We start from the raw sequence: 19,172 nt of genomic DNA, 5'->3' as shown, positions 1-19,172 counted from the left end.
TTTAATGATGACTTTCTTCAAAAATGATGTTAGAATTTCTAACATCAAGGGCAGAGAGGGCGTTGATGATGAATTTAGCAAACACGGCATTTGTTTTAATCGCAAGTATTCTAGTCTTATTTATGACACCTGGACTAGCATTTTTCTATGGTGGCTTAGTTTCTGAAAAGAATGTCGTGAATACGATGTTGTCCGTTTTTATCATGACGGGCCTGGCCATTTTATTGTGGGTAGCCGTAGGATATTCACTGGCCTTTTCTGGTGATATTGGTGGCGTAGTTGGTAATTTGCATCAGGCGTTGATGACGGGCGTTAATTTAACGAGCTTGACGGTCAATCATATACCATTGGGCGCCTATGCCTTATTTCAAATGATGTTTGCGGTTATTACGCCAGCGTTGTTTGTGGGAGCGGTAGTTGGCCGTATTCGGTTTAAATTCTTATTGTGGTTTTTAATCGCCTGGTCTCTTTGTGTGTACTATCCAATGGTCCACTTAGTGTGGAGTCCAGATGGCTGGTTAGCCAAATTAGGTGTCTTGGACTTTGCTGGTGGAACCGTCGTGCACATTAATGCTGGGGTGACGGCATTGGTCTTGTCAGCATGGCTGGGACCGCGGCTAACGAAGCCTACTACGGCACGTCATTATAATTTACCGTGGGTGTTATTAGGAACAGCCATTTTATGGATTGGGTGGTACGGATTCAATGCCGGTAGTGCGTTAGCGGTTAACGGTGTGGCACTGCAAGCGGCTTTGACAAGTACGGTCGCCACGGCTACGGCCATGATCGTGTGGATGCTGCTAGACATGTGGACGACCGGAAAGCCAACCTTAGTGGGTGTCTGTACGGGGACGTTATGTGGCTTGGTCGGCATTACCCCGGCTGCTGGATACGTGACGATTTTAGGTTCGGTGGCAATTGGGGCCCTGGCAACGTTAGCCAGCTTTGGGTTTGTAACTTATCTGAAGCCCCGACTGGGGGTGGATGATGCGCTCGATGCCTTTGGTTGTCATGGCATTAGTGGTATTGTGGGTAGCCTGTTAACGGGAGTCTTTGCGACAAAAGCAGTTAATCAAACGATTGCCGCGAATGGCTTGGCTTATGGCGGTGATTGGCATTTACTGGGTATCCAAACGTTGGCGACGATCGTGACAATTGTCATTGTCGCAGTGATGGGCAGTCTTCTGATAGGCCTATTGCGGTGGTTAATGCCAATGCGGGTAGATGCACAAGAAGAACAACTCGGACTTGACCAAGGGGAACATGGAGAACGGGCCGATTACACGGTTGGCCTCAGTGAACGCTTAACCACAGAATTTCAACCGGACCAAGAACGGTTTGCGGGTGAATTCAAAGGACAACTTCAACGGTTGCAGGGGCATAGTAGCAACCGGCATCATGAAAAGAATCATTAAAGTTAGTGACTTTATTAAGCTTAGTCGAGATGATTGCCGAAATCGCAAGGACCTGCTAAGCTAGAGATGTGGTTAGGGGCCACAAATTTTGCATATCTAGTTTGGGGGGAACGAAGATGACAGGAGAAAAAATTGCGGTCATTATTTTCGCAGTATTAGCAGTCGGGTTGCTAAGTCTCGTACTCATGTTCATGAAGTCGGCGCTGTGGGCGGTTGGTTTTCCAATTGCTTTTGCTGGCTTGGGATTACTTTGCTACGGGATTGAACATCACCTGGAACGCAACCGCTCAGACAATCACGATTTGAAAACAGACTAAAATAAAGGAGGCCAGTGAGCCTCCTTTTTTCGTACATTTGATGGGGTTAAGCTTGCATGACGGTACGAGAAAGTAATCGTTGTTTTAAAGCAACCAATTCATCAGCGTGTTCTTGGAAGCCTAGGTTACGGAAACTGTCGATGGTTGCTGAAACAGCACTAGATTGCCCACGGACAGCTTTTAAGAGCTCAAGGTAGTAGGCACACATCATTCGATCATAGGCTTGCCGTGGTGTTTTAGCGGAAAGTGAGAAGAGCTGTTGCACATAAAAATCAGTGGCGTCAAAATGGTGGCGCTCTAATGATAAGACGATGCAATTATTGAGAAAAATTGAAAGATCGTTTTGGTAAGTATCAATCCGACTTAAAATTTTGGTACGCTTCAACAGTATTTTGAATGTTCCTCGAATATAATCACTAGAGAAAATATACAGGCAGTTAGAGAAGACGGACATTTCAAAATGTCCCCACTGGGTAATGTTTTCGAGGTAAGCCTTAATCAAGCTCATATCTTCGTCGACGTCAAACACAGCCTGTTGGTGTTTGTGATTTAAGAAGAGCTTGAGTTCAATCGACAAACAACAAAAATAAAAATCGTTAGAATCCCGATACCGTGACTGATAATTCAGGATTCTTTTTTTGATTTCCAGATCTCGCTGCTGGATAACAGTATCATAAAAATATTGAGAAGCCCGCTCCTTTTCACTAGCCGAGTCCCCGTTGAAATAAAAGAGATACTCTTGAACGGAAATATTCATGCGTTTGAGATAGGCAAAAAGAATGCTCGAAGTAATATCGGTCTGGTTATTTTCAAGTGATGACAGGGTTGTCCGACTCGAAATGCCGGTTGCCAGTTGCTGCTGGATAAGTCCTCGTTCGTGACGCAATTTTTTAATCAATTCCCCGTGAGTCATCATATTCACCTCGTTTTGACGATTTGCTTGTCATAACGATACCCTTTTACGGATTACCTGTAAACTAAAATCAGTTACACCTACAGGAGGATGATTTTTATGCAGAAGCAAATACTGTTGTTGGGGGTCTTTGGTCACCCGAAGTCCAATACACAAACATTAGCACATTGGGTACTCGAAGGCTTGGACTATACAACGATTAATTTGGCTGACCGGCAACTTAACTTTATTCAAGACCAGCGTTGGGCGCCGCTCTGGTTGCCTCCCGTTGATGACTATCAGAAAATTTTGCAGGCATTTCTAGCAGCGCCAACTGTGGTTCTTGCCAGCCCAATTTATTGGTATGGACTGGCAGCGCGATTAAAAGCCTTTATTGAGCGGTGGTCTGAAACGCTAGCATTAGATCCTACTTTTCGCCAACGAATCGCTTGTAAACGACTCATCTTGTTAATGGTGGGTGGTGATGATCCACGGGTTAAGGCCCAACCAATTGTGCAGCAGGTTGCTGAAATCTGTGCCTTTTTGGGAATGACGTTGCAGGCAACCGTGATTGGACAAGCCAATCGACCGGGAAGCTTGAGTAATGATCCGGTGGCAGTACGTCAGGCGGCAAGCCTTAATCAAGACTTGAAGGCGGTGGGCCAATGATGGGTTGGGATTTAGTGAAACAACGCGGATTTCGGCACTTCTTTTTAGCCGATGTTATTTCAGGTTTTGGTGTAGGGTTAACCACGGTTGGTGCCAATTGGTTTATGCTCCAACAGACTCATGCCAACAAGTTAGTCGGCCTTTACCTAACGTTAAATGTACTTGCTGGATTCTTAATGTCACCGATCGCTGGTCGATTGACGGATCGTTTTTTCACGCAAGTCGGTTATTTTGATCAGCTTTTGGGGAAGGCTCCTACCGTTGGTTGGCGTTTGGGGATACTTCAAACTGATTGGCTTTAACTTGGGAGTGATGGCAATCTTGGCTATCGTGACGGGGGCTGGTTGGATAACGTATATGGCGGCCTCACGAAGCTATGTGCAAACATTGCTGCCGCCGGAAGCCTTAGGGGCAGCTAATGCGTTTATTGAGGTGTCTTTGCAAGTCGGCATGTTTTCCGCTGGGGCAGTCTCTGGCGTTATTCTTCATACCATGGGATTTACGATGATTTTAGCCATTAACGTGGCTGTTTTTCTCGTTGCTATTGGGTTACTTCATGATGTCCCAACGGCGACCGAGTTGCCAACGAGCATTGTTCCCACAGCGACTGGGGCTTGGCACTATGTCCGACAGCGGCCACTGATCTTGTCCGTAGGGCTACTATCAGTGTTACCGCTCATTGTGACCCAGCTATTTAACGTGTCGGCCCCCGACTATGTGTTGACCATTTTGCGGGCTAATAGCGTGACTTATGGTACGGCTGACATGTTTTATGGCATTGGTGGGTTGACTGCAGGTTTAATAACGGGCTGGTTGTTGACGAAACGATCGACTAAGTCACTCATTCTATTGTTTTTTAGTGTTGCTGCTTTAACGCTATTGGGCTTGTTTGTGGGCCGATGGGTGTCGATCCTATTTGTGGGGACGTTTGTGCTCGGCTTAAGTAACTCAGCGCTGCGGGTGATTTTAGGAACGGTGTTGATGCATCAGGTTGCGCCAGATTATATGGGTCGGACAACGGCCCTTTGGAATGGCTTGGCACAATTTATTGAAATCTTTGTTGCAACTGGAATGGGAATGATTAATGATGTGTTTGGTGCCAGTATTGGTTTTTTACTCATGGGTTTGTTAATGTTACTGGGTATTCTTTGGAGCTGGCGTGTTTTGTAGCGTGACTTTACAATCTATAGTCGAACTTGCTAGAATTAAGCCAGCTCGAAATGACAAAGGGGACGGTAGAATGGCAACACGAACGCAGCCAGTTGAATTGGTAACAATGGTGATGGTGACAGATCCTGAGACACAACGTGTTTTGGTGGAAGACAAGGTTAATGTGCCTTGGAAAGCCGGACATAGCTTTCCGGGCGGTCATGTGGAAGTTGGCGAACCCTGTGCAACGGCCGCGATTCGCGAGGTTTTTGAAGAAACGGGTCTCCAATTATCTGGCGTGACTTTTTGCGGTACCTGCGAATGGTTTGACGATGACCGCAAGCACCGCAAGCTGGGATTGCTGTATCGGGCCTCAGATTTTACAGGAACCCTAAAGGCCAGTGCGGAGGGTCAGTTAAGTTGGTTACCAATCACGGCCTTAACACGAGAAAACAGTGCCGCTAGTCTACCGGAATTCTTACAGGTGTTTACTGGCACGGCATCAACGCTAGTTAGTGATTCGTGGAATGGTAATTTACGAGTTGACGATTAAAAAGTGCTGACAATCGGTGGACTCCATAAAGATATTTTTATGGTAAGCGATTACATTTTCAAGTAAAATAGAAGTGTCAAGTAGATAGATAAAGGGAGCGATCATGATGAAATCAACTGTTCAGACGCAACGCTGGTACGGTTACTTCTTTATCGGGTTAAGTGTCGTCGCCTTAATACTAACGGGCTTAGTGACCATGCCGCTGATTGATCGGGCACTGTTGCTGACGACAGCCTTAACACTTCTGGTCTATGGTTTGACTTATCAACCGCGGATACGGCGTGGTTGGTGGCGACTCTTGCTGTGGGTAAGCGTGGGTGTAGGTGTGATTGATCTGGGATTAACCATTACGGTAGCACCAGTCTTACTGACAGCGTTTCTGAGTTTCTGCTTACCATTTGCGTTTTTAAGCGTCCTGCTAGGATTCTTGAAACGACGGATTCAGACGACGTAAAAGCGATATTAAAAAATGCGTTTGGGACTTAACAGTCCTGAACGCATTTTTTAGAGCTTAAGCAAAGAGGGTAACTAAAATGTCCCAAGTCATATGGGTAACGATACCTGGCCACAGTGAGTGACTGCGAGCGTATAACCAGCCGAACAGGAGACCCAGCGCAAAAACAGAGATCAGGTTGCCTATCCAACTCGTCAGGCTCATTGCCGGTACAGTTGTCAGATAACGGGGGATGTGTAGGCTGGCGAATGCAATAGCCTGCAAAATGTTGGCTGTCGTCAAACTGGTTTTCTTTAGTAGGACGTTTAAAAAGTAACCACGGAAAACAAATTCCTCAGTGATCCCAACCACGAGGAAATAGCGTCCCCAGTATTCAGGGATAAAACCGTGAGCAATCCGCAAGCCGTGATGTGCTAGCCAAAACTGGAATAATAAGTAGACTACGACTGCGCCAAAGACCAGGTAGCCAGCGGTGAAGCGCCAAGCCACTCGCCACTGCTGGGAATTAGGGACGGTCAATTGCTGAGCGGACGTTTGATGTAAGAACCACCAAGCGGCCCCCAGCCAAACGGTGAGTTTGATGAGGTCTAGCAGGATCTCTTGGGACCAGCCAGTAAAATGCCGTTGGATAGGCTGGTTGAGACCAATCTGAACAATAAACCATAATAACCAAAAACTAATGAACTGCGCGACTAAGCGTCTTGAGGAAACGGTGTGCGTTGCGGTCATAAATAAGCCACTCTTTTCTAAAAAGATCTTTAAACATATTGTAAAACAAAGCAACGGTTATGACTGTAAAGTTTCCGTAAGGATTGCTATTTTTAAATCAATGTTACTGGTGTTTACATTCGACGTAATCAGTGTTAACATTGAGATATAATCCGCGGTACGGACACGTTTGAGGGGGGATCAAGATGGTTACACAGCCTTATCATCGGCAAAATTTAGCAGCCGCTATCCAGCAGGTTGCTCGTCAACAACTAGAGGAAGCTGGGGCCAATCAACTCTCATTGCGCCAAATTGCTCGAGTTTTAGCGGTTACCCCAGCGGCTGTTTATCGGCATTTTCCAGATAAAGCCAGTCTATTAGCTAACTTGAAAACGACTATTCAAGCAGAAGTCACTGCGACTCTGCGGATGGGGGTCTTGGACTCGGCCGATGCACCAACGATGCTTCGGCAAATGGTGACGAACTTATTAACCTATCAACACGATCATCCATATGGAATCCAATTTGTTTTGACCGGAGATTTATCGGTACCGCAGAGTTTAACCACCGTTGTGACTTTGTATGCGGCGCAGCAACAACTAACGCTTGAGCCACAGTCGGCTTCATTAGCCGTGTGGACCTATCTCGTGGGTGTTTTGGTCCTATTACCAACCATCCCCGTTGATGAAAAACAGGTAACTAGCCAATTAATCAGCCTATTGGGTGGGTAGGCGGTTGAAAGATTGACGGAGGGCAGATGAAATACTTTACTTTCAAAAAGTAAGTGATAAACTGAAATAGTGCATTAAACTTAAACATAATTTGCCCATTACCGGGTATCCTAAAAAGCGAGGTTTTTTACCATGGAAACAAACTTTATCGATTTAGCCAAGAAACGGCGGAGCATTTACGCACTGGGTCGCAATGTGAAGCTATCAACTGATGAATTGACGGATTTAATCAAAACCAATATGAAGCAAGCACCAACGCCGTTTAATAATCAAACGACACGGGCGGTAATTTTATTCGGCGACTCACACGAAAAGTTGTGGGACATCGTGATTAATCGTTTGAAACAAGAAGTTCCCGATGAAGCAGCTTTTGCGAGAACAGCAGCGAAGATTAATAACTTCAAGGCAGCCTTTGGGACAATCCTGTTTTACACGGAGACGAAGACGGTTAAAGAATTCGAGGATAACTTCCCACTATATGCGGATAACTTCCAAGATTGGTCTGAACAAGCTCAAGGCAACGCCCAGTACTCTGTTTGGACTTCTTTAGCCGAAAATGGCTTAGGGGCTAACCTTCAACATTACAATCCGCTAATTGATGATGAAGTTCGGGCTGCCTTTAACATTCCTGCTAGCTGGCGGTTACGGGCTGAAATGGACTTTGGTTCGATTGAAGCACCAGCCGGTGATAAGGAATACATGGCTGACGATGATCGTTTCTTAGTTTTCAAATAACTTTAAGCAAAAAGCAAAAGGACTCCGAATCACGCCGATTGGCGGGTGCGGGGTCCTTTTTGTTTGGGACAATGTCCAGTAAGCAACTTTACCAGGTAAGTTATGCTAAAATGAAAACGGTAAAGCTCTTTCTTAAATGAGGAGGTTCATGCGAACATGGAAAAACAAATTGCTATTATTGGTGGCGGGATCGTCGGTGCGACCGCTGCTTATTATTTAAGCACCTTACCGGGTGGTCAACAGGTTAAAGTGACCTTGTTTGATGATGGTCTAGGACAGGCCACGACGGCTGCGGCCGGTATTATTTCACCTTGGCTATCTAAAAGGCGTAATCAACAGTGGTATCAGCTAGCAAAGGCGGGGGCAGATTTATATCCCCAACTGATCCATGATGCCCAATTAGGGACGGATGTTTATCAACAAACTGGGACCATTGTTACGAGAGAAATTCCCACGGATTTAGAGCTGCTATTTGACTTGGCCCAAGAGCGACGGCAAACGGCGGTCACGATGGGGTCAGTCACAACGTTGACGGCTGCTGAAGTCCAGACCAAGATTCCCTTGCTGGCCAATGCCCAACCGGGAGTCTTTATTAGTGGTGGTGCCCGGGTAGATGGTGCGGCCTTAGTTGCCGGTCTATTGGCACAGGCAACCGCTAAGAATTTGACTATTCGGCGAGAACGGGTTCACCTAACGGCCCAGGGCCAAGTGGTCACATCATTGGGTGCTCGGCAATTTGATCGGGTAATCGTTGCGGCAGGCGCTTGGGCCAAGGAACTGTTGGCGCCGTTAGGTATTACGGCTGATGTGCGACCACAAAAAGGCCAGTTAATTGAATTGGCCGTTAAGGATTATCCTATCCAAGAAAACATGCCAGTATTGATGCCGGAAGGTGAACGGGATTTTGTTCCGTTTGGTCATGGTAAATTAATTGTTGGCGCGACGCATGAAGATGACGGCAAGTTTAATTTACAAGTGGACCCAATGGTCACCGCGGATCTATTTGCGAGTGCCCAACGACTAATGCCGTCATTGACGACGGCTAATATCACGGGGACCCGGGTTGGTACACGGGCTTACACCAGTGATTTTGCCCCCTTCTTCGGACCAGTCCCCGATCATGAAGCTATTTTGGTGGCTTCAGGCCTCGGCTCATCTGGCTTGACGACCGGACCACAAGTGGGGCGGTTGTTGGCAGGATCGGCGTTATATGGTGGAACTCCGGATTGGAGCGAATACGAGAAGCCGTTAGCCACTTATTTGAAGCCCTCCGCAGAATGAAGCGCCTGATTAGCCAGTGTATGGGCACCTTGATTTTGTTTTTCAGGCACCCATTGGGTCAGCACCAACTGAAAGGGTGCTTGGGCTTGTAATAAGGCATCAACTAGGGATTGGTAGTGTTTGGCATAGTGTTTTGCCAGACTGTCACTGACCAGTTGGCTGTCTGTGTAGAATAAGACGGTGGCTTGCGCTGGATCAGTAACTACGGCTAATAGGCGTTCGAAGCCGATACGAGCGGTTTCAAATTCCGCTTGGTGATTAGTGGTGGCTTGCAAGGTCGTTTTGACCTGCGTTTGCTGATGATCATGGATAATGAGAATGCCACCAGCACTCAGTCCCGTTTGGGGTTGGGTGGCGGCGTCTGTATATAAGGTATACAAGAAAAATCACTCCTATAATTGAACGAGGTGTATAACCCAATGATAACCCAAGAACGACGTTTTTTATATCAACCGAATCCGATCAGCAGTGTCATTAATTGGAGCTGGACCTTCATGGTGCTCCTCATGGGCGCTATTTTCTGGCTAGAGGTGACCCATTTTAATTGGTATACCCTAGGATTCTTTATTGCTTTTGCGGTCCTGTGTTGGGCCGAGATTCACTTTAGAAATATTACCATGGCAAACGGTGTCTTGATGGTTAGTACCGTGTTGAACCACCGTCACTTGGTCATTCCGTTACACCAAGTTAGCAGCGTTCAGGTGTCCCGGTATCGATTGGGGATTGTGGCGCAAGGAAAGATTTATCAGTTTTTACTGCCACGAAATTCCGTTATTGAATTGGCTGGATTAATTCAAACAGCCATGGCAGCGAATGAACGTCAGGAGGAAACAGTTTGAAAGATATTGAAATTTCGCAAGCAACAGCCCTAGAGCCCATCGAAAAGATTGCGGCTAAGGTTGGATTGACCGCCGATCAGATTGAACCTTATGGGCACACCAAGGCGAAGATTAATCTGCCATTGGCTAGTCCGCGACCGCAAGGCAAATTGGTACTCGTGACCTCTATCAATCCGACCCCAGCTGGTGAAGGCAAGTCCACTGTTGTGGTCGGCTTAGGGGATGCACTGAACCGGGCAGGTCATCAAACAGTCTTGGCGTTAAGAGAACCCTCTTTAGGCCCGGTAATGGGACTTAAGGGTGGTGCGACTGGTGGCGGGTACGCTCAAGTGGTGCCTATGGAAGACATTAACCTCCATTTTACTGGGGACATGCATGCTTTGACGGAAGCCCACGATACTTTGGCGGCATTAATTGATAATCACATTCAGCAGGGCAATGCCTTACGCCTAGATCCACGCCAAATTGTTTGGAAACGGGTCTTAGATATCAATGATCGGGCGTTACGGCAAACGGTGATTGGGTTGGGTGGTCGGACATCGGGGGTTCCCCGGCAAGATGGGTTCGACATTACAGTTGCCAGTGAATTAATGGCCGTTTTATGTTTGAGTGAGGACCTAAGTGATTTGAAACGCCGCGTTAATCGCATCTTGATTGGTTACAATATGGATAAGGAACCCGTCACTGTCGGTGATTTACAAGTTGGCGGTGCCATTACCCTGTTATTAAAGGATGCCATTAAGCCTAATTTGGTTCAGACGTTGGAACATAATCCGGCGATCATTCACGGTGGCCCCTTTGCCAATATCGCGCACGGGTGTAACTCAGTGCTTGCCACGCAAACAGCGCTGCAACTAGGTGATTATACGGTGACGGAGGCCGGATTTGGGGCCGATTTGGGCGGTGAAAAGTTTATGGACATCAAGACACCAGTCTTAGGGAAGACACCTGACGCTGTCGTCATTGTGGCGACAATTCGGGCGCTTAAGTATAACGGTGGTGTCAAGCGGGCCGATCTAGAAACTGAGAATGTGGCGGCTTTACAACAAGGCAGTGCCAACTTAAAGCGGCACATCCACAGTATGCAGCAGTATGGTGTTCCCGTGGTGGTGGCAATTAATCGTTTCACGAGTGATACGGACGCTGAAGTGGCAGCCTTAGAAGCTGAAGTGGCAGCCATTGACGTTCCCGTAGCGACAACGACGGTGTGGGCCGATGGGGGTGCCGGAGCGATGGACCTAGCTGATAAGGTGGTCACAGCGACCCAACAACCAAGCCATTTTACGCGGTTGACACCAGAGCATGCCGATCTCATGACGCAGATGACGGCCATTACGCAAAAAATCTATGGTGGTGCGCAGGTTGAACTATCAGCTAAAGCCAAACGACAACTTAAGACGTTTGCCCAATATGGCTGGGATCATTTACCCGTCTGCATGGCCAAAACTCAGTATTCTTTGACTGATGACGCGCATCAGTTGGGGGCCCCACAGGACTTTACTATCCATGTGCGTGAATTTGCACCGCGGCTAGGTGCTGGGTTTGTGGTCGCCCTGACCGGAAATGTTTTGACTATGCCCGGGCTTCCCAAACATCCAGCAGCTTTGGATATGGATATTGCCCCAGATGGGACCATTAGTGGATTGTTTTAAAACAATTAGTTAAATTGAAACAGTTGTCGTGTGTGACGAATTCACAGCGATGACTGTTTTTTGGCCTTTTCTGGAATTTGTGGGGGCTAAAGTGCCTAAATGCCAACTTTTCTGGTATACTTTTCGATAACGACTAATAGGAAAGGTGCTCCGGACTCTATGCTGATTGTGGATACAATCTTAATTATTTTATTGGTGGGCGTGGACCAGTTCATTAAACACGCTGTGGTGGCCAATATTGCTTTAGGTGGTGAACACCCACTTATTCCGGGCGTACTATCACTGACGCATTTGCGTAATAACGGTGCTGCTTGGAGTATTTTACAAGGACAAATGTGGTTTTTTGCGGTTATCGCCGTGGTGGCTTTGGGCATTATGGGTTACTTCTTTTGGCAGTATCGGCGAGATCAAAACCACCGATTAGAAGAACTCGGTTTGGCTTTGATGATGGCCGGAACTATTGGCAACTTCATTGACCGATTGACGCAGGGATACGTCGTTGATATGTTCCAACTGGACTTTATCAATTTCCCTATCTTTAATTTTGCCGACAGTTGTTTAACAGTCGGGGTCATTTTAATTGCGATTGGCGTTTATCTAGCTGATCGACGGGAGGCTAAATGATGGAAACAACGGAATTTCAAGTGACAACGACTGAACGTTTAGATAAGTTAGTGGCGGATGCGGTCGCAACGGTATCGCGGTCGCAGGCCAAGCTTGCTATTGAGGCCGGTCAGATCACGGTCGATGGTGCAACGGTCAAGCCAAAGGACAAACCCAAGGTGGGGGCAACGATTCGGGTCAGTCTACCAGATCCTGAACCGCTAGACTTAACACCAGAAGACATCCCATTAGAGATTGTTTATGAGGATGCTGATGTGTTGGTGGTTAATAAGCCGCAGGGGATGGTGGTACATCCTGCACCGGGTCATCCAAACCATACGCTGGTGAATGCCTTACTGTATCACAGTCCTTTATCACAGATTAATGGTACCTTGCGGCCGGGGATTGTGCATCGCATCGACAAGGATACTTCGGGACTACTGATGGTTGCCAAAAACGATCACGCGCATCAGAGCCTGTCCGCGCAATTACAGGCTAAAACGAATCTGCGTGAGTATGTGGCAATCGTCCACGGTAACATTAAGGAAGAAGACGGCGTGATTCGGGCACCACTTGGGCGCTCTCCCAAGGACCGTAAAAAACAAGCAATTGTGACAGATGGTCGACCGGCTGTGACCCATTTCCGAGTTCTAGAACGTTATGGTACGTACACGTTAATTGCGTGTCGGTTGGAAACTGGGCGAACCCATCAGATTCGGGTGCATATGGCGTATATTAATCACCCAGTTGCTGGGGACCCGCTTTACGGACCGAAAAAGACCCTCAAGGGGGCGGGTCAATTTCTACATGCCCGTGAACTAGGATTCAAGCAACCAACCACTGGAGAAGAGTTGGTTTTCACGGCACCAGTACCCGAGAATTTTGCGAAAGCCGTTCGTCACTTGCGGCAACAAGCCGGATTACCGGTTGACAAAGCAATCTAGGTTTTTTATGCTAAACATACTAAGATAGATCAACGGGTTTGCCGGGTAATCAGGCGGGCGGGTTTCTTCACCAATGTTGCCGAAGAAACGCGCCCGTTTCTGCACAGATGCTCACACCGTGAAAGCTCAAGGAGGAAATAAAATGGTAAAGGTAGTTGTTGACGCCATGGCCATGCAACGGGCCCTGACACGGATCACGTACGAAATTATTGAACGCAATAAGGGCGTCGATGATCTGGTAATTTTAGGCATTAAGACCCGAGGCGTCTACTTAGCGCGGCGAATTGCTAGCCGCTTGCAACAACTGGAAAATGTTACCGTTCCGGTTGGTGATTTAGATATTACGCCTTATCGTGATGACATTGATCATGATGCGCAGACGGAACCAGAAGTAACGGCTGCCAATATTGACTTTTCGGTTGAAGGTAAAAAAGTCATTTTAGTAGATGATGTCTTATATACGGGACGAACGATCCGCGCGGCCATGAGTGCCATTATGGATCTCGGCCGGCCTAAGAGTATTAATCTAGCGGTGTTGGTCGATCGTGGTCATCGCGAATTGCCAATTCGGGCTGACTTTGTTGGTAAAAATATTCCCAGTTCCCAGCGCGAACGAATTAAGGTTTCGGTGAGTGAGATCGATGACCGCGATGCTGTGGAAATTCAACAAGCATAAGACTGGTAAAGGGGCCGATTTTGCATGGCAAAACGTTATTTAATTTTAGAAGACGGCTCGGCCTACGCTGGTGAAGGTTTTGGCGCTGGCGCGACAACGAGTGGAGAAGTCATCTCCAATTTAAATTTATTAGGCTATCAAGAAACCATTACGGACCAAATCTACCATAATCAGATTATTGTTTTTGCCCAGCCGGCGATTGGTAATGTGGGAATTAACCATGACAGCTATGAATCAATTTTACCGACGGCTAAGGGGATGGTGGTTCGCGATGTGACCAATATTTCGACCAATCGGTTATCACGTCTATCGCTCGATGAGTTTTTACAGCAACACAATATTCCTGGCATTAGCGGAATTGATACGCGACATTTAATTCGGAAATTGCGGCAATTGGATGGACCGATGAAGGGTAGTATTGTGGATGTCGCCGATGCCCACGCTTTTGACCAACTCAATGCGACTGTGCTGACTAACCGGCAAGTCGACCAAGTTGCCACGCCGAAGCCTTATCCGAACCCGGATACTGGGAAAAACGTCGTGGTGATTGATTTTGGCCTCAAACATGGAATTTTACGGCAGTTGTCTGAGCGCCGGTGTAATGTGACGGTTTTACCGTGGACAGCCAGTGCTCAAGATGTTTTGAATTTGGACCCAGATGGGGTCTTATTGTCGACTGGACCGGGTTCACCACTAGATTTAGGCGATGCGGTACTAGAGATGATTCGAACTGTCCAAGCAGAAATTCCACTGTTCGCTATTGGATTAGGCCATGAATTGTTTGCACTAGCTAATGGCGCAGAGTTGAAGATGTTACCAGTTGAGTACCATGGCAGCGGTCATCCCATTCGGCGGATTGTGACGAACGATATTATTTATGCGACGCAAGGGCAAGGCTACGCGGTAGTGGCCAAGTCGATTGATCGTGACCGGCTAATTACCACTTATGTGGATTTGATTAATGGCACCGTGCAGGGATTGCGGCACCGGGATTTCCCCGCTTTTTCCGTGCAATTCTTTGCGGATGGGGCCCCCGGTCCGCATGAAAGCCGCGACTTGTTTGATGAATTTATGGAAGCCATGACGGCACGGGAGGGATAAGCTTGCCAAGTTTAAATGACATACAAAAAGTATTGATTATTGGCGGCGGACCAACAGAGATCGGCCATGAAACTGAACTAGATAGCGCGACCGTACAAATCATGACGGAGTTTAAAAAACACGGTGTACGTACCTTAGTGATCGATAATAATCCATTTTCTGTCGCGCTGGAAGAGATTCAGCCAACCAACATGTATGTCCAGGCGGTGACGACTGAAAATGTTCGGCACATTATTGAAAAGGATCAGCCGGACGCTATTTTGCCATCTTTAGGTGGTTTATTAGGTATCCAGATCGCCCAGGAACTCATTGAAGATGGTGACATTGGTCGTTTTGGGGTAACCGTGTTAGGTATGGCACCGGCGACCTTGCGGCAGATTAACAATCCGGCGGCGTTGAACGCAACGCTTAAGGAAATTCAGGAGCCCATTATCGAGGCCCAAGTGGTCAGTACAACTGATGAGGCTATGGGGATGGTTGAGGCCATTGGCTTCCCCCTAATTGTGAAACCCGTGTCACCGCGGGTGGATACGAACCGCACCATTTGTGAAAATGTCGATGACATGCTGACGGCGTTGAATCAAGGCTTCCAGCAATCCCGGTTTGATCAATGCTCGTTGGAGCGAAGTGTCGTGGGCTACAAGGAAGTCGAAATGGTTGCGGTGCGAGATGTAGCGGATACAAAGATTCTGATTTGTGGTTTGGAAAATATTGATCCCATTGGGATTCACTCCGGGGATTCAATTGTGGTGACCCCGCCGCAGACGTTAAACGATCGCGAGTATCAAGACTTGCGGGATGCGACATTTCGGATTGCCACCGAGTTGGGGATTGTTGGGGTGTTACACCTTCACTTTGCCCTAAATCCGGCCAATCAGCACTTCTATGTGACCAAGATTGCCCCTTACTTTACACGCGGGGTGGCACTGGCAGCACGAACAACGGGGTATCCCATTGCATTAGTTGTGGGGGCATTGTTGTTGGGCCAACGCCTAGTAGATGTTAAGTTGCCCAGTGGCTATGTTAAACAGACCGCGATCATGGAACCGATGGTGGACCATGTTGGAGTGCGGATTCCGTTATGGCCGTTTCAAGAGGTACCCGATGCCGACCAGCATTTAGACACTGTGATGAAGGCAGTCGGGTCGACCATTGGCCTGGGCCGCTTAGTTGAAGAAGCGTTGTTAAAATCAGTACGGAGTTCACAATTTTCTCCCCGTGATGTTTTGCCTAGTGTTAGTAACCTAACGGATGGTGAGATGATTCGGCAGCTGATTCATCCATTGGCCAACCGGATTTTGGTTTTGATTGAAGCTCTACGCCGGGGGTATTCACCCGCCGAGCTGAGTGAGCTGACCAAAATTGATAATTTTTACTTTGTAAAGCTCCAGCACCTGTTGTTAATTGAACAGGCAATTAAGGATCATCCCCTTGACGTTGATGTCTTACTGCGGGCCCGGTACTTCGGGTTTGGCGATGGGATGATTGCGCGTATCTGGCAAACGGATACCGCTAAGATCCGGCAGTTGCTGGCGGATGCTCGCATTGCCCCAACGTACAAGATGATTGAACCGACAGCTGGTGAATTTCCGGAAAAGACTAGTGGTTTTTATAGTACCTTTGAGTATGAAAATGAGAGTCAGTCACTGGGAGAGCGAACGGCCTTAGTCTTAGGACGGGGCGGTAATCAACTAGGCCCTAACTCAGCGGCGGAGTATTTTACGACTGAAATGTTAAAGCAGTTGAAACGGGCGGGTTATCACACAATTCTGATGAATACGAATCCTAATGCGGTCGCAATTGCGCCAGAGTTCTCGGACAAGCAGTATGTGGACCCTATTCAGTTAGGGGATGTGCTCAACGTGATTCACGTTGAGCACCCGGATATTGTGATTGTTCCCGGTAACCGGCATTACTTAACCCGTGAGTTGAGTAAGTTAGACATCAATCTGCACGTGTTACCTCCAGATCAAGAAACAGACCAACCTGCGCCGGAGATGGCAACGATTGGGGTGAGCCTGTTTGTTCATAATCAGCATAAGTTAGCGGTTGGGGTGATGGACATGATTGCTCCCGGGATGAATAAGTCGTTATCCCAGGTGACAGCATTTCGGATGCCAGCTGAGTTACCCCGTTCACGACGGACAAACTTAGTTGAACAGGCTAAACAAGCGGTTAGTGAGCGGCAGGTGACCGGGATGATTCAGGTTCTCTTTGCCCCTAAACCGGATTCAGATAGCCACCAGCTAACCGTGGTGGGTGTGCGACCGAGCCGGCTAACTGAAATGGCGTTTCTTAGCAAAGTAACGGGTGTCAATTGGGTGCGGATGTTGACGCGACAACATATTGGAACGCTAGATGATGCGGAATTATCGGCAATCAAAGTGGACATTCACAGTAATCGAGTTGCGTTAATGAATGCGGCCTTTCCGTTCCGCCAGTTACATGTTTTGAATCGGCCCGGAACCACGGATCAAGAAGTGGGGGCAACCATCGCTTTTGGCTCAAGTGAGGCGTTAACGTTGACCAACCTTAGTGATACGGATGAGTTAGACCGAATTATTAATCGAACCATTTAGTTGTAGTTAGCAAAAAGACGACCTGTCAGTTATCTGATAGGCCGTCTTTTTGCTAGTTAATTTTAGTTGTTAGTTGCAATTAATCGGCTAGCCGAGCAACTAAATCACTTTCAGGTGTGACGTAAACGGTCTTCTGACCGGTGAAAATGACATATCCGGGTTTAGCCCCGTTAGGTTTGTGAATCCGTTTAACGGGTACGTAGTCGACGGGAACGTTACTGGAGTCACGACCCTTGGAGAAGTAGGCCGCTAATTGAGCCGCTTCTAAAATGGTCGCTTCGCTAGGATCTGCATCGTGAATAATGACGTGCGAGCCTGGCATATCCTTAACGTGTAGCCAAATATCGGTGCGCTTGGCAGAATGCAACGTCAATTGATCATTTTGCAAATTGTTTTTACCAATCGAAATCTTGGTACCATCACTGGCCGTGTAACGATCGGGCTTGCTAACTTTTTGCCGCCGTTGTTTTTTGTTTTTCTTCTGGTGATCGTGGTCGCGTAGGTAGCCGCCTTCTTGTAGTTCCAGCCGAATGTCCACGAGATCCTTGGGTGCAGCCAGTTCAATTTGGGCCATAATGTTACTGAAGTAGTCAACGTCAGCTTGGGTCTTTTCGAGCTGCTCGTTAACGTAGATCACCGCGTTCTTGGCTTTCTGATAGCGTTTAAAGTATTTCTGCGCATTTTGGTTAGGTGATAACTGGTTAGATAACGTAATTTTTAATGGCCGATTGTCATCGTAAAAGTTGGGTAACGTCACGGCAGTTTCTCCGCGAACAACTTGATTCAGGTAGGTGGTGAGGATTTCACCCTTGATCCGATAATCGTCGGCGTTCTCAGTTTCCGCTAAAGTTCGTTGAAGCTTTTTGAGCTTTGTGCGATTCTTCTTGAGCTCGTTACGAACCACCCGAATTAAGACGCTACCTTGCTGTTGAACACGATCTCGCTCAGCCTTGTCTTCGTAGTAGTGATCGAGTAGCGCACTGAGGGTCGGATGTGATTCGGTAGTCCCAGACGTTGGGTATGGGAAGGCAGTAAAGTTGGTCTTGTTGTTAACGGTCACGGTCAGCGTTGGCTGCGGGGCGTTAAACCGTTCAAAGAAGGCTTGGAAATGCTTTTGGGCATCGCCACTTGCATGCAGAGCGGTTGCCAGTGCTGCGGCCGTGTCCTTGCCCAGCCCCTGGTATTGATGTTGTAGCGTTTGGGCCAGAACTTCCTGGTTAGGAAACTCGCGAATAGTTGCGGCCAAATCAGTGCGCGGACCTTGGAACGGATCATCCAAATCTTGCTTAGGTGGCATGATATACTGGGCCCCGGGTAACAGTAGGCGATAACGGTTTTGATCGGAGCCTACGTGCTTGATGGTGTCCAGAATTTTCATCGAGGCACTGTCTACCAAAATAACATTACTGTGTCGCGCCATAATTTCAATGATCAATAACAGTTCTTGTTGGTCACCTAACTCGTTACGTGAAGTAAAGTGTAAATGGACCACGCGGTCATTAGCCACTTGGGTAATTTCTTTTAGGATGGCCCCTTGAAGATACTTACGTAAAATCATGGTGAAGTTCGTCGGGGTCGGTGGGTTAATGTAAGGAATTTGGGTACTCTGAATGCGGGCATACGTCGGATTAGCTGATAACAAGATCGGGTAATTGTGGCCATTCGCACGAACAGTTAGGACCACTTCGTTAGCATAGGGCTGATTGATTTTGCTAACCCGCCCGGTGGCAATGGTCTGATTGAGTTCGTGGACCATCGCATGGGTAAAAGAACCATCAAAGGACATACGTGAACAACACCTTTCTAAGCAGAAATTTATGTTTAATCGATTAAAAAAACAACACAAAGTAAAGTATACCGGCCTAGCAAGCGAA

At 47.5% G+C, this 19,172-nt stretch carries 21 protein-coding genes; 17 read left to right on the top strand and 4 right to left on the bottom strand.

The window, feature by feature from the left end:
* The first annotated feature begins 68 nt into the window (after window positions 1-68).
* Window positions 69-1,415 carry an ammonium transporter gene (locus FC61_RS02245; protein ID WP_035464905.1) on the top strand — a complete coding sequence of 449 codons (1,347 nt, stop codon included), beginning with the start codon at window positions 69-71 and terminating at the stop codon, window positions 1,413-1,415.
* A 116-nt stretch (window positions 1,416-1,531) separates the two neighbouring features.
* Complete coding sequence (locus tag FC61_RS02240) at window positions 1,532-1,732, top strand: hypothetical protein (protein WP_011667772.1); 201 nt, start codon at window positions 1,532-1,534, stop codon at window positions 1,730-1,732.
* Between the two features lie 46 nt (window positions 1,733-1,778).
* Here FC61_RS02240 and FC61_RS02235 read toward each other — a convergent pair whose 3' ends face one another.
* The gene (locus tag FC61_RS02235; protein WP_035464903.1) at window positions 1,779-2,645 is read right to left on the bottom strand and encodes a helix-turn-helix domain-containing protein; all 867 of its coding nucleotides are present in this window, start codon (window positions 2,643-2,645) and stop codon (window positions 1,779-1,781) included.
* Between the two features lie 99 nt (window positions 2,646-2,744).
* On the opposite strand from FC61_RS02235, the gene FC61_RS02230 reads away from it, so the two are divergent.
* The 5 genes from FC61_RS02230 (at window position 2,745) to FC61_RS02210 (ending at window position 5,449) form a co-directional block, all read left to right on the top strand.
* Window positions 2,745-3,293, top strand: coding sequence for a flavodoxin family protein (locus tag FC61_RS02230; protein ID WP_052471879.1), 549 nt, complete (start codon window positions 2,745-2,747; stop codon window positions 3,291-3,293).
* Complete coding sequence (locus FC61_RS12440; RefSeq protein ID WP_021742321.1) at window positions 3,290-3,595, top strand: MFS transporter; 306 nt, start codon at window positions 3,290-3,292, stop codon at window positions 3,593-3,595. The genes FC61_RS02230 and FC61_RS12440 overlap by 4 nt, the downstream gene beginning before the upstream one ends.
* A 28-nt stretch (window positions 3,596-3,623) precedes the next feature.
* Complete coding sequence (locus tag FC61_RS02220) at window positions 3,624-4,463, top strand: MFS transporter (RefSeq protein ID WP_338086376.1); 840 nt, start codon at window positions 3,624-3,626, stop codon at window positions 4,461-4,463.
* A 70-nt stretch (window positions 4,464-4,533) separates the two neighbouring features.
* The gene (locus tag FC61_RS02215; RefSeq protein ID WP_035464901.1) at window positions 4,534-4,995 is read left to right on the top strand and encodes an 8-oxo-dGTP diphosphatase; all 462 of its coding nucleotides are present in this window, start codon (window positions 4,534-4,536) and stop codon (window positions 4,993-4,995) included.
* A 106-nt stretch (window positions 4,996-5,101) separates the two neighbouring features.
* Window positions 5,102-5,449: a hypothetical protein gene (locus FC61_RS02210; protein ID WP_024525258.1), complete on the top strand. Its 348-nt coding sequence runs from the start codon at window positions 5,102-5,104 to the stop codon at window positions 5,447-5,449.
* 57 nt (window positions 5,450-5,506) lie between these two features.
* Here the strand turns inward: FC61_RS02210 and FC61_RS02205 are convergent, their stop codons facing one another.
* Window positions 5,507-6,178: a CPBP family intramembrane glutamic endopeptidase gene (locus FC61_RS02205; RefSeq protein WP_021742317.1), complete on the bottom strand. Its 672-nt coding sequence runs from the start codon at window positions 6,176-6,178 to the stop codon at window positions 5,507-5,509.
* A 185-nt stretch (window positions 6,179-6,363) separates the two neighbouring features.
* Here FC61_RS02205 and FC61_RS02200 point away from each other — a divergent pair, with 185 nt between their 5' ends.
* The 3 genes from FC61_RS02200 (at window position 6,364) to FC61_RS02190 (ending at window position 8,904) form a co-directional block, all read left to right on the top strand.
* Window positions 6,364-6,888 (top strand): TetR/AcrR family transcriptional regulator, encoded by a 525-nt coding sequence (locus FC61_RS02200; RefSeq protein ID WP_021742316.1) that lies wholly within the window; start codon window positions 6,364-6,366, stop codon window positions 6,886-6,888.
* 132 nt (window positions 6,889-7,020) lie between these two features.
* Window positions 7,021-7,623 carry a nitroreductase family protein gene (locus tag FC61_RS02195; protein ID WP_011667767.1) on the top strand — a complete coding sequence of 201 codons (603 nt, stop codon included), beginning with the start codon at window positions 7,021-7,023 and terminating at the stop codon, window positions 7,621-7,623.
* A gap of 156 nt (window positions 7,624-7,779) precedes the next feature.
* Window positions 7,780-8,904: an NAD(P)/FAD-dependent oxidoreductase gene (locus FC61_RS02190; RefSeq protein ID WP_021742315.1), complete on the top strand. Its 1,125-nt coding sequence runs from the start codon at window positions 7,780-7,782 to the stop codon at window positions 8,902-8,904.
* Here FC61_RS02190 and FC61_RS02185 read toward each other — a convergent pair.
* Window positions 8,880-9,284, bottom strand: a complete 405-nt coding sequence (locus FC61_RS02185; protein ID WP_021742314.1) for a ribonuclease HI family protein — start codon at window positions 9,282-9,284, stop codon at window positions 8,880-8,882. The genes FC61_RS02190 and FC61_RS02185 overlap by 25 nt on opposite strands.
* Before the next feature lie 39 nt (window positions 9,285-9,323).
* Between FC61_RS02185 and FC61_RS02180 the strand changes: the two genes are divergently transcribed.
* From FC61_RS02180 to FC61_RS02150, 7 genes are all read left to right on the top strand, one after another.
* Complete coding sequence (locus FC61_RS02180; protein WP_021742313.1) at window positions 9,324-9,743, top strand: EbsA family protein; 420 nt, start codon at window positions 9,324-9,326, stop codon at window positions 9,741-9,743.
* Window positions 9,740-11,395, top strand: a complete 1,656-nt coding sequence (locus FC61_RS02175) for a formate--tetrahydrofolate ligase (protein WP_042516733.1) — start codon at window positions 9,740-9,742, stop codon at window positions 11,393-11,395. Before FC61_RS02180 ends, FC61_RS02175 begins: the two co-directional genes overlap by 4 nt.
* A gap of 159 nt (window positions 11,396-11,554) precedes the next feature.
* The gene (gene lspA / locus FC61_RS02170; RefSeq protein WP_035464969.1) at window positions 11,555-12,019 is read left to right on the top strand and encodes a signal peptidase II; all 465 of its coding nucleotides are present in this window, start codon (window positions 11,555-11,557) and stop codon (window positions 12,017-12,019) included.
* Window positions 12,019-12,942 (top strand): RluA family pseudouridine synthase, encoded by a 924-nt coding sequence (locus FC61_RS02165; protein ID WP_035464968.1) that lies wholly within the window; start codon window positions 12,019-12,021, stop codon window positions 12,940-12,942. The genes lspA and FC61_RS02165 overlap by 1 nt, the downstream gene beginning before the upstream one ends.
* Window positions 12,943-13,084: 142 nt before the next feature.
* Window positions 13,085-13,618, top strand: a complete 534-nt coding sequence (pyrR, locus tag FC61_RS02160; RefSeq protein WP_011667760.1) for a bifunctional pyr operon transcriptional regulator/uracil phosphoribosyltransferase PyrR — start codon at window positions 13,085-13,087, stop codon at window positions 13,616-13,618.
* Between the two features lie 24 nt (window positions 13,619-13,642).
* A complete protein-coding gene (locus tag FC61_RS02155; RefSeq protein WP_021742568.1) occupies window positions 13,643-14,719 on the top strand; it encodes a carbamoyl phosphate synthase small subunit in 1,077 nt (358 codons plus the stop codon).
* A gap of 2 nt (window positions 14,720-14,721) precedes the next feature.
* Window positions 14,722-17,298, top strand: coding sequence for a carbamoyl phosphate synthase preATP-grasp domain-containing protein (locus tag FC61_RS02150; protein WP_021742567.1), 2,577 nt, complete (start codon window positions 14,722-14,724; stop codon window positions 17,296-17,298).
* A gap of 79 nt (window positions 17,299-17,377) precedes the next feature.
* Here the strand turns inward: FC61_RS02150 and FC61_RS02145 are convergent, their stop codons facing one another.
* Window positions 17,378-19,084 (bottom strand): NFACT RNA binding domain-containing protein, encoded by a 1,707-nt coding sequence (locus FC61_RS02145; RefSeq protein WP_021742566.1) that lies wholly within the window; start codon window positions 19,082-19,084, stop codon window positions 17,378-17,380.
* Between the last annotated feature and the right edge of the window lie 88 nt (window positions 19,085-19,172).

The sequence above is a fragment of the Levilactobacillus brevis ATCC 14869 = DSM 20054 genome (assembly GCF_001433855.1).
Classification (GTDB): Bacteria; Bacillota; Bacilli; order Lactobacillales; family Lactobacillaceae; genus Levilactobacillus; species Levilactobacillus brevis.
The sequence above is the reverse complement of the archived record's forward strand: the minus strand, read 5'-3'. Positions and strand labels throughout refer to the sequence as shown.